The sequence below is a fragment of the Microvirga aerophila genome (assembly GCF_003332305.1).
GTDB classification, from domain to species: Bacteria; Pseudomonadota; Alphaproteobacteria; order Rhizobiales; family Beijerinckiaceae; genus Microvirga; species Microvirga aerophila.
On the sequence record NZ_QOIO01000052.1, the window covers coordinates 12,996 to 26,928 of the forward strand.

Here is a 13,933-nt window from a genome sequence, read left to right on the forward strand (position 1 = left end):
ACGACTCTGCGGCTCGAATGAGCCGACGAGACCGACCGGCGACAAATGCCGGCCGATAATGGGAGGAAGAACACATGTTGCCAAAGTCGCGTCTTACGCTGCTTGTCTCGGCAAGCACGGTTGCGCTGGCGCTCGGCACGAGCGCCGCATTCGCCGGCATGGAAGAGGCCCGCCGCTGGATCGATTCGGAATTCCAGCCTTCGACGCTCTCGAAGGAAGAGCAGGCGAAGGAGATGGAATGGTTCGTGAATGCCGCGAAACCCTTCGCCGGCATGGAGATCAACGTGGTCTCCGAAACGATCACCACTCACGAATACGAAGCCCGGACCCTCGCCAAGGCGTTCTCGGAAATCACCGGCATCAAGCTCACCCACGACCTCATCCAGGAGGGCGACGTGGTGGAGAAGATCCAGACCCAGATGCAGTCGGGCCGCAACGTCTACGATGCCTGGGTCAACGATTCCGACCTCATCGGCACCCATTTCCGCTACAAGCAGGCGGTTGCACTCGACGATTGGATGGCGGGCGAGGGCAAGGACGTCACCTCGCCGACCCTCGACGTCAACGACTTCATCGGCAAGTCCTTCACGACTGCGCCTGACGGCAAGATGTATCAGCTGCCCGACCAGCAATTCGCGAACGTGTACTGGTTCCGCTACGATTGGTTCCAGCGCCCGGACTTCAAGGAAAGATTCAAGGCCAAGTACGGCTACGACCTCGGTGTGCCGGTGAACTGGTCGGCTTATGAGGACATCGCCGAGTTCTTCACCAACGACGTGAAGGAGGTCGATGGCGTCAAGGTTTACGGCCACATGGATTACGGCCGCAAGGATCCGTCGCTGGGCTGGCGCTTCACCGATGCTTGGCTGTCCATGGCAGGCAACGGCGACAAGGGCATTCCCAACGGCAAGCCCGTCGACGAGTGGGGCATCCGCATGGAGGGCTGCCGCCCGGTCGGCTCCTCGGTCGATCGCGGCGGCGACACCAATGGCGCTGCCGCCGTCTACTCGATCGCCAAATATCTCGATTGGATGAAGAAATACGCCCCGCCTCAGGCGAACGGCATGAACTTCTCCGAATCGGGACCTGTGCCGGCACAGGGCAACATCGCCCAACAGATCTTCTGGTACACGGCGTTCACGGCCGACATGGTGAAGCCCGGCCTGCCGGTGGTGAACCAGGACGGCACGCCGAAATGGCGCATGGCGCCCTCGCCGCACGGCGCCTACTGGAAGGAGGGCATGAAACTCGGCTACCAGGACGCCGGCGCGTGGACGCTCCTCAAGTCCACTCCGGTCGACCGCCGCAAGGCCGCCTGGCTCTATGCCCAGTTCGTGACCTCCAAATCGGTCTCGCTGAAGAAGAGCCATGTGGGCCTCACCTTCATCCGCGAGAGCGACATCTGGCATCAGTCCATGACCGATCGAGCTCCCAAGCTCGGCGGGCTCGTGGAGTTCTACCGCTCGCCGGCCCGCGTGCAGTGGACTCCGACGGGCAACAACGTGCCGGATTACCCGAAGCTCGCGCAGCTCTGGTGGCAGAACATCGGTGATGCGGCCTCCGGCTCCAAGACCCCGCAACAGGCGATGGATTCGCTTGCGGCCGCTCAGGACGAAGTGCTCGGACGTCTCGAGCGCGCCAACGTACAGGGCGAGTGCGGTCCCAAGCTGAACCCGAAGACGTCCGCTGAAGACTGGATCAAGAAGGCGGCCACCGCCGGCACGGTGGCTCCGCAGCCCAAGCTCGAAAACGAAAAGCCGAAGGGTGAGACGGTCGATTACGACACGCTCATCAAGAGCTGGCCAGCGTCTCCGCCCAAGCGCAGCTGAGTCGAGCGCATATCGGAAGAACAGGAGGGCGCAAACGTGCCCTCCTTTTTCATCGCATTGGCCCCGGATCGACGGCGGTCCTACAAAACCACGATGCCTGCGTGCTTGGCCTTGACGTCCGGCTCGACGTGGATGGTGATCAGCGAGTCTTCGACCTCGTTCTTCAGCGCCCGCTCGAGGCGGTCGCAGATGTCGTGCGCATCCGTGACGCTCATGTGGCCCGGCACCACGAGATGGAAGTCGATGAAGGTCATGCGCCCCGCGTGGCGGGTGCGCAGATCGTGCGCCTCGATAGCGCCTTCCGCATTGCCGGCGATCACGTCGCGGACACGGGTCAATGTGGCCTCCGGCAGGGCCTCGTCCATGAGGCCCCCGATGCTTTCCTTCATCAGGCCCCAACCCGACCAGACGATGTTGAGCGCCACGACGGAGGCGAGGGCCGGATCGAGCCAGTGCCAGCCCGTGAGCGGCACCAGAAGCAACCCTCCCAGTACGCCGACCGATGTGACCACATCGGTCAGAAGATGACGGCCATCGGCCGCAAGCGCCGGGGAGCGCCTGAGGCGGCCCTGCCGGATGAGAACCCAGGCCCAAACGGAGTTGATAGCGGTCGCAAGTCCGTTGACAGTTAGGCCGGCGGCCGTTGCGTCGAGCGCCTTCGGGGACAGGAAGCCGAAGTAGGCCTCCCGCAGGATGGCAAGGGCCGCGACGATGATCAGCACGCCCTCGAGAACCGCGGAGAAATATTCGACCTTGTGGTGACCGTAAGGGTGGTTGGCGTCCGCCGGCTGCGCGCTCAAGCGCACGGCCAGAAAGGCTGCCACTGCCGTGACCACGTTGATGATGCTCTCGAGGGCGTCCGAATAGAGCGCAATGCTGCCCGTGAGGTGATAGGCGGCATATTTCAGAACGAAAACAATCGCTCCGACGAAAATGCTGCCAATGGCAAGTTTTTGGATCTTGTCCATTGCGACACAATAATACGGATCAGCGGGGGAGGGCGAGGCGTCCTTATAGAGGGTGGCGAACGAGGCGCAAGCCTTTGTTTATACTTGCCAATGGCTCGCAAGTGCAGGGCTTGCGCAGAGTGGTGCCGCAGACGCCTTGGTGTCCTCACAGAATGGGACTTGCATGCGCGATATTGCTGTTGGGCCAAGAGCGAACAGCCGCATGTAGCGAGGGCCGCCGCTCCTCTCCTCCCCCTTACGTCTGTTCATTCTGAACAGCGGGGAGGAGGTGGAGGTGGGGGTCGTAAAGTCGGGGCGCCGTGCTTCGTTGTTAGAGCACGCGGCCGCTACAGCCTCACCTCCCCATCAATCACCTAGTCGCACCAACCCCCACCCGACCGCTTCGCGGCCACCCTCCCCTCAAGGGGGAGGGAACAGGCGCGCGGCAACTTTGGGGTCGGTCGGCGCGTCAGGGCGTTGAAAACCGTCCTACGAGTTTGTCGTAATAACCCGCAAGCAATGGCATCAGAGTCCGCGCAGGGACGATGAGTGCGTCCGCCTCCTGCTTCCTGCCGGACCGCAGCAATTCGAGAATACGGGGATGCAGGCTCTCGATTTCGGTGACTGCCGGATCCTTCCGTTGTTCGACGGGCGCCACCACCGTGTAGATGGCCGACTCGGCGGCCCGGCCGCGCACCGCGATCCGGTCGAGCTCGATGAGAACGTAATGCTCGCGCACCGCCTCGGCGGTTGCAGGCCCCAAGATCAAGGACACGCCGAATTCCTTCGACAGACTCTCCAGCCGGGAGGCGAGGTTCACGGCATCGCCCAGCACGGAATAATCGTAGCGCCAGCGAGACCCCACATTGCCGACCACGCAATCGCCCGTGTTGATTCCGACGCCAACGGCGAAACGCGGCGCGACATCGCCCTCTTCCGCATGCAGAACGAGGTTCAGGTGTTCCACGGCCTTGATCATGCCGAGGGCTGCGCGCACGGCCTTGAGCGGATGGTCCGGGCTCGGCAGCGGAGCATTCCAGAACGCCATCACGCAATCGCCCATGTACTTGTCGATGGTGCCGCCCTCTGCCAGCACGGCTTCCGAGAGTGCATCGAGAAGGCGGTTGATCAGGGTCGTGAGCCGCTCCGGCTCGTCCTTCAGCTTCTCGGACATGCTGGTGAACCCGCGCACATCGCAGAAGAGAACCGTAAGGTTGCGGCGCTCGCCGCCGAGTTTCAGCGCGCTGGGATCGCGGGCTAGCTGCGCCACCAGTTCGGGCGCAAGATAGCGGGAGAAGGCCTCCGACACCGTGCGGCGCAACTGGCGCTCATTCATGTAGTCCAGGCCGAACCGCGCGCCGAACACGCCAAGGGCGGCCGCTACCGGAAGGGCGGGAGGCGCCCAGATGCGGCCGAACCGCAGCAGCGCCCATGCGCCGGCGATCAGCAGGACGATGCTGAGGCATGCCAGGGCGGCTCTGCGCCAGTTGAAGCCTTTGCGACAGACGAGGGCCGCCATGAAGGCAGCGGCTACGATCAGCCCAGCCAGGACGACACGCGGAACGGGAACCGCATAAAGGCCGTGGCGGAGGTTGTCCATGACGGTCGCCTGCACCTCCACGCCGGCCGTCAGGCTCTCGCTGGTGAGCGTATAGGCGGTCGGAAACGCGTCCGGCGCACCACTGTCCACCGCCATGTCGGCCTTGAGGTTCAGGCCGATCAGGACAGTCTGACCCTTGAGGCGGCCCGGTGGCAGGAAGGTCTCGGGTGCCAGGGCCTGATAATAGGAAACAGTGGGATAGGTTCGGGACGGCCCGAAATACTGGATAAGCGCTCCTTCGGGCGGCACAGGAGCCGAAAATCCGTTCAGCCGCAGGGCCTCGGCCGCAAAGCTGTCAGGCAGGCGCGGCATGCGGCGCAGGTAGGCGTCGCCGTCGAGCTCCACGGCCGTCACGCCGGGCAGGGCCCCGGCTTCCAGGAAGGGATCGATCGGGTTGACCCGTGTGGTCTGGACGCCCTGGTCGAGCACGGTGGTCACGTCGTCCGCCGCGAGCACGACGTCCGGCCCGAGGGCCGCGGCGAGCGTCCGGTCTGCGTCTTCCATGGACGGCTCGGCAAAGATGATGTCGAAGGCAATGACCTTCGCTCCCGCCTTGCGCAGGCTCTTCACCAGCCGCGCATGCAGATCCCGGGACCACGGCCAACGCTGCCCCACTTCCGAGAAGGACGGCTCGTCGATCGCCACGATGACCGCTCCCGGCTGCGGGGGACGGGGCGGCGCGATGGTGGACAAGATGTCGTAGAGCCGCGCCTCGATCAGTCCGAAGGGCCGGAAGAACGAAACCGGGATCAGAAGCGCCGAGATCAGGGCCGCGATGATGAGGTGGCGCCAGGGCGAACGGCCCGGACCATCGGTCAGCGAGCCCAAGATCGACCTGAGGCCCACCCTAGAACCGCGCCTTCAGGCTCGCCGCCACGGTGCGGCTCGGCCCGGGAATCCCGACGCTGAGGTCGAATTCCTCGTCGAACAGGTTGAGCACCGTCAGCCCCAGGAGGAGCCGCCGGTCCGGGGTCTCCCAGGTGAGCGATGCATCCGTCGTCCAGTAGTCCTGGAGCGGTAGCCCCGTCAGATCCCCAGTGATGTCGCCCAGGAAGGTCTCGGCCAGGGTGAATTTCAGGCGGCTTGGATGAACGAACGTGATGCCGGCCCGCGCGAAGCGCTCTGCCACGAACGGAACGGCTTCGCCATAGACGTTCCCGGCTCTGATTTCGGTCGGAGAGACGCCGACGGTTCCGAACACGCCGATGCCATGGCCCAGCCAGAGATTGGCGGTGGCGCTCAGCCGCTCGAACCGGGCCTTGTCGATCGCGATCGGGTCGAAGGCTTCCGGGATCGGGAGGCTCACGCTCTGCACGTCCTGCCGCTGGTACTCCACGGAGGTGAAGAAGTGGGGAGACCATTCCGCATCCCACCGCAGCGCCAGGGTATCGACAATGCCGCCGACCGCGAGGGGCAGCACATTCGGCAGGAGGCCGACCGTGGTGAGCGGCGAGAGAGTGGTGGTGGCCGGCAGGAAGACATCGCTGCGGTAGGCCGCTCGCAGCCATTGCCCTTCAAAGGGTGAAAGGCCGATGCCGGCGCGCGGCAGCAGGTGACTGTCCGATGGCAGACCGTCGAGGCCGAAGGACGTTCCTTCGAGGCCGGCCTGCGCTTCAAACCAGTCGTTCGGCCGCCAGAACGCGTCTACATAGAGACGACCGCCGTCATAAGAGACGTCGGTGATCTCGGGCGGCACGTCCACGCCGTTCAGCTGCCCGGTTGCCCTGGCGTTCGAGTCTCCGATGAACGTCTCCGCCCCATAGCGGAACGTGACGCCCCCAAGACCGATCATATGGTTCAGGGCGAAAACGGTTGCGTCCCCGCGGGTCTTTCGCCGCCGTACGAGTTCGAAAGGCGTCAGCGTCGCATCGAGGCCAATGCTGTCGTCATCGATCGTGTCGTCGCTGTGCGCCGTGAAGGCCGCAGCCGTCAGGACGTTATGGAAACCGAAGGTGTGGCTCCAGCCGGCACCGAGCTGATACTCGGTCGCCTCCCGGGCGGCGGAGTAGAAGTTGAGCGGACCCGACAAGGTCAGCGTGCCGGGTTCGCTGCTGGCGAAAGTTCCGAAGAGCAGGAGCCGGTCGGCCGCCGAGGGTGCTGCGCCGATGAACAGGGAGGCGTTGTCGAGCCTCTCCCGCTCGTACGAATACAGGGCATCCGCCCGCAGGCGGCCCGCCGTCAATGCGAAGGAAGTGGGAATCGGCTCGTTGGAGAACCCGTGGACCGCCACGTCGGATCTCCAGCCCAGTTCTCCGTCCCGGGAGATGAGGCTCCCGCCGAATTCCGTGTCGATGAAGGGGCGGCGCAGGAGATCGATCCGCCCAATGCGTCCGCCGACCGCAAGGGGATCGAGCATCAATCCCTGAACCACGAGATTGAAGGCAGGAAGGCCGGGGTCGCTGCCGGTCTCCACGCTCGACAGGGTTGGGGCGGTGGCGAGTACGTTCGGGCGGGCGCTGGCCGCCTGGTCGAAATAGCTTGAAGCCGCGAAAGGATCGAAGGTCCTATCGCCGTAGAACCGTCCCCATTCGTGCAGGCCGACGAACCGGTAGGCGTCAGCCGGGTACGAGCCGCTTTGCCGGGTGGCGGACAGGCCCGCATAATCGCCGCCGCGGGATCTCGACCGCTTGATGGACTCGCGGGCAAACCGCACGGCGTCGTCGGCCTTATACTGGTCGATCGCCATGGCCGTCCTCAGGACGGCGACCACCGGATCGTTCGGATCGAGCCGGTCCGCGTTGTCGATGGCCTGCTCGGCCAGCTCAACCTCGCCGTTCTGGTAATACGCGATAGCTGCGGCCACGAGGCCATTGGAATAAGCCGGGTTCGCGGCCGATCCGGCCAGGATCGACTCGATCGCCCCGGCCATGTCGCCCTTCTGCAGCAGGTAGCGGCCCCGCGCGATGTAGGCCACGTGGAAATCCGGATCGAGATCCAAGGCCTTGTCGATGAGGGCCCGGGCTTCCTCCATGCGGCTCTGATCGAGCAGAATGATCGCAAGGTTGCCGTAGGCGATGGGGTTTTCCGGATCCATTTCGATGGCGCGCCGGAAAGCCGCCTCGGACTCGATGGGAGCCTCGAGCTCCGCCTGCAGCATGCCGATCTCGTTCCAGACATCGGAATCGCCCGGCGCCGTGGCGGCGGCTTGGCGCAGGTCCGCGAGCGCTCCCATCCTGTCGCTGTCCACATCGGCCTTGATCCGGCCGCTCATGGCGAGGACCAGATGGTCGTTGGGATCGACGGCGCGCACGCGATCGACGGATGCGCGCATCTCGGCCCGCCGGTTGAGCGCAAGGGACAGTTGAGCCGAGAAGATGGCGAGGCGCGTATCGTGAGGGAACCGCTTCTCGGCCGCTGCCGCGACCTCCGCGGCGGCGGTCAGATCCTGCTTGAAGCCGGTCACGAACGCGCGCGCCATGGCGGCTTCAGGGCTGTCCTGGCCAAATTTCGGCTCGGCCAGGGCACGCTTCGGATCGGCCAGGGAGGCGGCGATGTAGCGTCCATAGGCTGCCGTGACGCGACGGCTGCGGTCGACGCCGCACTCGGCCCGTGCGAACAGGGCCGCCGCGTCGGTCCAGCGGCGCTCCGCGCCCGCCATCAGGCCTTCCACGAGATCCGCGCGGGCGCGCTGCTGCGCATTCAGAGGATGGCGGCGGGCCTCGGCCAGGGCGGCTGCGGCCACCTTGCGGCCATCCAGCACCAGCGCCACCTCGGCGCGGCTCAGCCAATCCTCGCCACGCCGCGCTTCCGGCGGGATCGCCTCGATGCGCGCGCGCTCCGCGCTGCGGGCGGAGCCGCGCAGCGAGGTCGCCGGCAGCCACATGACGCCGTCCCGCAAGGTCAGGTAGAACAGCATCTGCTCGCGGTCGTTGGGACTGACGAGCACGAACTTGGTTGGAGCCTGGCCGATGGCCGCAACCGCGCCCTCGCCCTGGCGCACGGTCACGGAGCCCTGTGGGTTCGACAATTCGACCACGCCTTCCAGCACGATCAGGGATGTCCGGCCGGAGGCGTCCACGGACAGGGACCAGTCCGTGCCGCGGATCGCCGCCACCGCCGCAGGGGTTTTCACGTCGACGCCCGGGCCGCCACGGGAGGCGCGGGCCCAGACATTGCCGGCCTGGAGCTCGAGCTGGGTGTTGGTCTGCCCAGAGGACACCCCGTTGACGGTCAGAACCGAGTTGCGTCCGACGCGGATCTGGGTCTGGTCCGAAAACAGGATCGCCAGGTTGCCGATGGCGTTGGTGCGCAGGGTGTCGCCGCCGAGAAGGTCCTGCTTGAGGGCGGCGGTGCGCCAGTCGCCTTCGCGGACGAAGCGCAGTTCCTCGCCGCCTTTTGCGGCTACAATCGAGCCGGCCGCGGGAGTTACGCGTGGTACGGGCGACTGGGCGCGGGCCTCGGCAAGAGACAACGCAAGGGCGCTGGCGGCGACCAGATACCGGAGAGATCGGGAATGCATGGGAAGATCGGCTTATAAGTTACAACGTGGCCCTGGGTTCGGCGAACCTTAGCAGGGATGGAATAACTTCAAAGCGGATTCCGCAAATTTGAGCTGTGTTTTAGAGCACACAGAGGGAGTATGAGGCGGCCACTCAGACCTCGGCCGCCGCATCAGGCAACGTTGCTGCGAGCCATCAGGAGCTTCTGCTTGAGGTCGTTCTGGGCGAACGGCTTTTGCAGCACCGGGCGGTCACGGAAGGTGTCGCGGATGCCAGCGCTGCCGTAACCAGTTGAAAAAACGAAGGGAATCGAGCGCTCGGCAAGAGCCTCTGCGACCGGATAGATCGGCTCGCCCGCGACGTTCACGTCCAGGATCGCAAGATCGACCTGTTCCCGCGAGACGGCGTCGAGAGCCGCAGACAAGCGGGCCGCTGGGCCGATCACCTCGCAGCCGAAGTCAAGGAGCATGTCTTCCAACAGAAGGGAGATCGCGGCTTCGTCCTCCACCACAAGGATACGCAGGCCATTGAGGTCGCCGATCGTCACGCTTTCGCTCACAGGGTCACTTTCTTTCACAGAGGCTATGGCGATCCGTTGCCATCATGCCAAGAATCGTCTGCTTCTAGCATCCTCCCCCGGCAGTGGAAAAGACGCGAGAAGCCTCTGGGCGCAAGTCTGGGCTGGATCGCCGGTTCAACTTAGGGTGAAGGGCTGTTCTGGCACAGGTCTGAACAGCTTGAGTTTTATCAGAAATCCGGCCATCGGGGGCGGGCCTTCCACGGATCGCCATGCGACGCTTGGCCTTAGGGCGGGCGCGGATTTCGCGGCAGCCCTGGGACGAACTGCTCCCTGCATCGGCCGCTGCTGAGCCCAATTGAGGAGGCGGCTTCCCGCGACCCACCGCGAACAGGCCTTGCGCGGCCTGCTTTCGCGCTTGAATAATGACCCTATGTCCCTGATCACCCGCCTGCGCGATCTTTTTCATCATTCCGCCGCCGCTCACCAGCCTCCGGCCGATGACGAAACCCTCACCGTTGCCATTCTCCTGACCCTGGTGGTCCATGCGGATGGACGCGTGGTCGAAGCCGAGGAAGACGGCCTCCGGACCCTTCTCACCGCCCGTTGCGGCTTGACGCCGGAGCAGGCCTCGAACCTCATCGGTCGGGTGCGCGAGGCTGGAGACGCGGTCAATCCAGCGACCACCATGGTGGACCGCATCGTCCACGACGTCCCGCCGGAGGAGCGCCCGAGGCTCTTGTCCATGGCCTATCGGATCGCGGCCGCCGACGGCTCGATCCATGAATTCGAGGACGACCTGATCTGGCGGACCGGACGTCTTCTCGGCTTTTCGGACAGCGATCTCGCGATCATCAAGGCCGAGGCCCTGGAAGCTCTCGTGACTTTCGAGGTGCGCGGCTAGATCCATGTCCGACGCCAAGGCTCCCATCCTCATCGTTCTGCATCAGGAGCACTCGACTCCGGGCCGGGTTGGCCGCCTGCTGCGGGAGCGCGGTTACCCGCTCGACATTCGCCGCCCCCGATACGGCGATCCCTTGCCCGAAACCCTCGCTGAGCATGCCGGGGCGGTGATCTTCGGCGGGCCCATGAGCGCCAACGATTCGGACGATTTCGTCAAGGCCGAGATCAACTGGATCGGGGTGCCGCTCAAGGAGAACAAGCCCTTTCTCGGCCTGTGCCTCGGGGCGCAGATGCTGGCGAAGCATATGGGGGCCAGGGTCTGGACCCATCCCGAAGGACGGGCGGAGATCGGCTATTACCCCCTGCTGCCCACGGCGGCAGGCGACGCCTTGAGCGAGCGCCTGGGCATCGCTTGGCCGACCCATGTGTATCATTGGCACCGGGAGGGCTTCGACTGCCCCACGGGCGCCCGGACACTGGCTGCCGGCGACGACTTTCCGACCCAGGCCATCAGCGCCGGGGAGGCGGCCTTCGGCCTCCAATTCCACCCGGAGGTCACCCACGCCATGATCTGCCGCTGGACGGTGATGGCCGAAGAACGCCTCGCCCTGCCGGGAGCCCAGGACCGCGTCCGCCAGCTCGCCGGGCGCTTCCAGTACGATCCCCACGTGTCCCGCTGGCTCAACGGCTTCCTGGACCATTGGCTCGGGGCGGAGGCGCCCTAAGAGCCATTGACCAGAGGCCTTTAGGTCGGGTCGAACTCGAACGGCGATACGCCCCGCTTCATCTCGTCGACGATGAGCGCGTGCATGAGCGGCGGCGCGGCGCGCTGCGGGCAGGCGACCCGCTCGCAGAGGCGGCAGTTGATGCCGATCGGCGTCGGATCGGCGGCCGACAGGTCGAGGCCCCGGGCATAGACCAGGCGATGTGCGTATTTGAGTTCGCAGCCGAGGCCGACCACGAATTGCGGCTCGGGCGTGCCCCAGGGGTTGAAGGCGCGCTTGACCGAGCGCGCCACGGAGAACCAGCGCGACCCGTCGGGCAATTCGATGATCTGCGTCGCCACCTGGCCGGGGGTCCTGAAGGTGGCGTGCACGTTCCACAAGGGGCAGGTGCCGCCATATTGCGAGAACGGGAAACGGCCCGAGGAGAAGCGCTTGGAGACGTTCCCGGCGGAATCCACCCGCACCAGGAAGAACGGGATTCCCCGCTGGCCCGGCCGGGCCAGGGTGGTCAGCCGATGCGCCACCTGCTCGAAACTCGCGCCGAAGCGGGCGGCCAGCACCTCCACGTCGTAGCCCAGGGATTCGGCGGCCGCGTGAAACTTGCCGTAGGGCATCATGAGCGCGCCCGCGAAAGAGTTGGCGAGCGAGACCCGCAGAAGGCGTCTGGCCGGGCCGTCGACCGGCTCCAGTCGCGCCACCAGGGCGTCGATGGTTTCGCGCATCTCCGCGAAGGCGAGCTGATAGGCCGCCTGGAACGTGCGTCCCGACGGCTCCACCAGTTCTGAAATGAGCAGCTGCCGGCGGTGGTGGTCGTACCGGCGCAGGGAGTCCGGCATCACGTCGATGGGCATGATCCGCACGCGGATCCCGTGCCGGGCGTGCAGGCGCTCGGCGATGGCGTAGAACGGCTCGTGCCCTGAAAGGGCGAGATCGGACGCGAGGGTTTCGGCCGCCTCGTCCAGCTCGGGAAAGTAATTCTTGGCTTCCTGAATGTGATGCCTGACCCGATCGACCGGATTGTCGTTCGGGGCATCCTCGGCCCTGTCCCGGTCATGCAGCCGCGGCGTGAACGCCTCCCTGGCGCCGCGCATCGCCACATAGGCCCGGTAGAGGCGGTTGACCGCGTCCACAAGGGTGGGGGCGCTCTCCACCGTCTCCCTCATTTCGAGCCGGGACACGGGAGCGCTGCGGAAGAGCGGATCGGCAAAGACCTCGTCGAGTTCGGAGACGGTGCGCTCATGATCGTCGGTGGCGAATTCGCGCGGATCGAGCGAGTAGGCATGGGACAGCCGGATGAGAACCTGCGCGGTGATCGGCCGCTGGTTGCGCTCCATCAGGTTCAGGTAGCTCGGCGAGATCCCGAGTTCCTCCGCCATGCCGGCCTGGCTCAGGTTCCGGTCGCGGCGCAGGCGCTTGAGGCGCGGGCCGACGAAGAGCTTTCTGGTCTCATCCATTTGTAAATATCTTTACAGATTTACTAACGACACACAGTCAAGGTGTGGCAAGGCGACTTTTCTCCCGAACTCTCTCGTTGAAACAAAGGCTTCCTCAGTCATTATTACATACACCAGCCCGGCCGACCTGATCAGATTGTGGTTAGCAGGGTCATTTTGTCAACGGATGTAAACGGAAGATGAGCATGACTTCACAAACGCCCCCGGGTTCGTTCGAAGACCTGATCCCGTCCGCCCCCTCCGGCCGCTTCGACGGCGTCCACCGCCCCTACTCCATGGAGGACGTGGCGCGGCTTCGGGGCTCTGTCACGATCGCCCATACCCTGGCCGAGCGCGGCGCGCAGCGCCTGTGGCAGCTCCTGCAGGAGCGCCCCTATGTGCATTCGCTGGGCGCCATGACCGGCAACCAGGCCATGCAGATGGCCCGCGCGGGACTCGAAGCCATCTATCTCTCCGGCTGGCAGGTCGCGGCGGATTCGAACGTCGCCGGCGCCATGTATCCCGACCAGTCGCTCTATCCGGCCAATTCCGGTCCGGAACTCTGCCGCCGCATCAACCGCACCTTCCAGCGCGCCGACCAGATCGAGCATGCGGAAGGCGGGGCGCAGCGGGACTGGTTCCTGCCCATCGTGGCCGATGCGGAAGCCGGGTTCGGCGGCCCGCTCAACACCTTCGAGATAATGAAGGCCTATATCGAGGCCGGCGCGGCGGGCGTGCATTTCGAGGATCAGCTCGCATCCGAGAAGAAGTGCGGCCATCTCGGCGGCAAGGTTCTGATCCCCACCGCAGCCCATGAGCGCAACCTGATCGCGGCGCGGCTTGCCGCCGACGTGATGGGCACCTCAACCCTCATCATGGCACGCACGGATGCGGAATCCGCCAAGCTCATCACGTCGGACGTGGACGAGCGCGACCGGCCCTTCATCGAGCCCGACAGCCGCACGCCGGAAGGGTTCTACCGCCTGAAGGACGGCACCGGCCTCGATCATTGCATCGCCCGCGGCCTGGCCTATGCGGAGCTGGCGGACCTGTTGTGGTGGGAGACCTCGCATCCGGATCTCGACGATGCCCGCAAGTTCGCCGAAGCCGTCCACAAGCGCTATCCGGGCAAGATGCTCGCCTATAACTGCTCGCCCTCGTTCAACTGGAAGAAGAAGCTCGACGACGCCACCATCGCCAAGTTCCAGCGCGAGCTCGGGGCCATGGGGTACAAGTTCCAGTTCGTGACGTTGGCCGGCTTCCATCAGCTCAACTACGGCATGTTTGACCTGGCGAGCGGCTATCGCGACCGTGGCATGGGCGCCTATTCGGAACTCCAGGTTCGCGAATTCGCCGCAGAAGCCGACGGCTACACGGCGACGCGTCACCAGCGCGAGGTCGGCACCGGCTACTTCGACCAGATCTCGGTGGTGATCACCGGCGGCAAGTCGTCCACGACCGCCATGCAGGACTCCACCGAAACCGCTCAGTTCCACTCCGCCACCAAGCTCCAGGCGGCCGAATAAAACATCCTCAGCAT

General features: G+C 65.2%; 9 protein-coding genes. 4 read left to right on the forward strand and 5 right to left on the reverse strand.

The window, feature by feature from the left end:
• The first annotated feature begins 74 nt into the window (after positions 1-74).
• Positions 75-1,829, forward strand: coding sequence for an ABC transporter substrate-binding protein (locus tag DRB19_RS22835; RefSeq protein WP_114188328.1), 1,755 nt, complete (start codon positions 75-77; stop codon positions 1,827-1,829).
• An 80-nt stretch (positions 1,830-1,909) separates the two neighbouring features.
• Here DRB19_RS22835 and DRB19_RS22840 read toward each other — a convergent pair whose 3' ends face one another.
• From DRB19_RS22840 to DRB19_RS22855, 4 genes are all read right to left on the reverse strand, one after another.
• Positions 1,910-2,797, reverse strand: a complete 888-nt coding sequence (locus tag DRB19_RS22840) for a cation diffusion facilitator family transporter (RefSeq protein WP_114188329.1) — start codon at positions 2,795-2,797, stop codon at positions 1,910-1,912.
• Positions 2,798-3,245: 448 nt separating this feature from the next.
• On the reverse strand, positions 3,246-5,204 hold the full coding sequence (locus DRB19_RS22845) for a CHASE2 domain-containing protein (RefSeq protein WP_245439749.1): 1,959 nt from the start codon (positions 5,202-5,204) through the stop codon (positions 3,246-3,248).
• A gap of 19 nt (positions 5,205-5,223) precedes the next feature.
• Positions 5,224-8,835 carry a FecR domain-containing protein gene (locus DRB19_RS22850; RefSeq protein WP_114188330.1) on the reverse strand — a complete coding sequence of 1,204 codons (3,612 nt, stop codon included), beginning with the start codon at positions 8,833-8,835 and terminating at the stop codon, positions 5,224-5,226.
• 152 nt (positions 8,836-8,987) lie between these two features.
• Positions 8,988-9,374 carry a response regulator gene (locus DRB19_RS22855; RefSeq protein ID WP_114188331.1) on the reverse strand — a complete coding sequence of 129 codons (387 nt, stop codon included), beginning with the start codon at positions 9,372-9,374 and terminating at the stop codon, positions 8,988-8,990.
• Between the two features lie 391 nt (positions 9,375-9,765).
• Here DRB19_RS22855 and DRB19_RS22860 point away from each other — a divergent pair, with 391 nt between their 5' ends.
• Positions 9,766-10,236: a tellurite resistance TerB family protein gene (locus DRB19_RS22860; RefSeq protein WP_114188332.1), complete on the forward strand. Its 471-nt coding sequence runs from the start codon at positions 9,766-9,768 to the stop codon at positions 10,234-10,236.
• A gap of 4 nt (positions 10,237-10,240) precedes the next feature.
• Positions 10,241-10,960, forward strand: a complete 720-nt coding sequence (locus DRB19_RS22865; RefSeq protein ID WP_114188333.1) for a glutamine amidotransferase — start codon at positions 10,241-10,243, stop codon at positions 10,958-10,960.
• A gap of 20 nt (positions 10,961-10,980) precedes the next feature.
• Here the strand turns inward: DRB19_RS22865 and DRB19_RS22870 are convergent, their stop codons facing one another.
• Complete coding sequence (locus tag DRB19_RS22870) at positions 10,981-12,414, reverse strand: helix-turn-helix domain-containing protein (RefSeq protein ID WP_114188334.1); 1,434 nt, start codon at positions 12,412-12,414, stop codon at positions 10,981-10,983.
• 185 nt (positions 12,415-12,599) lie between these two features.
• Between DRB19_RS22870 and aceA the strand changes: the two genes are divergently transcribed.
• On the forward strand, positions 12,600-13,919 hold the full coding sequence (gene aceA / locus DRB19_RS22875) for an isocitrate lyase (protein WP_114188335.1): 1,320 nt from the start codon (positions 12,600-12,602) through the stop codon (positions 13,917-13,919).
• Positions 13,920-13,933 lie beyond the last annotated feature (14 nt).

Coding starts and splice junctions, on each gene's coding strand:
- DRB19_RS22835 (WP_114188328.1), top strand. CDS start 75: ATGTTGCCAAAGTCGCGTCTTACGCTGCTTGTCTCGGCAAGCACGGTT.
- DRB19_RS22840 (WP_114188329.1), bottom strand. CDS start 2,797: ATGGACAAGATCCAAAAACTTGCCATTGGCAGCATTTTCGTCGGAGCG.
- DRB19_RS22850 (WP_114188330.1), bottom strand. CDS start 8,835: ATGCATTCCCGATCTCTCCGGTATCTGGTCGCCGCCAGCGCCCTTGCG.
- DRB19_RS22860 (WP_114188332.1), top strand. CDS start 9,766: ATGTCCCTGATCACCCGCCTGCGCGATCTTTTTCATCATTCCGCCGCC.
- DRB19_RS22865 (WP_114188333.1), top strand. CDS start 10,241: ATGTCCGACGCCAAGGCTCCCATCCTCATCGTTCTGCATCAGGAGCAC.
- DRB19_RS22870 (WP_114188334.1), bottom strand. CDS start 12,414: ATGGATGAGACCAGAAAGCTCTTCGTCGGCCCGCGCCTCAAGCGCCTG.
- aceA (WP_114188335.1), top strand. CDS start 12,600: ATGACTTCACAAACGCCCCCGGGTTCGTTCGAAGACCTGATCCCGTCC.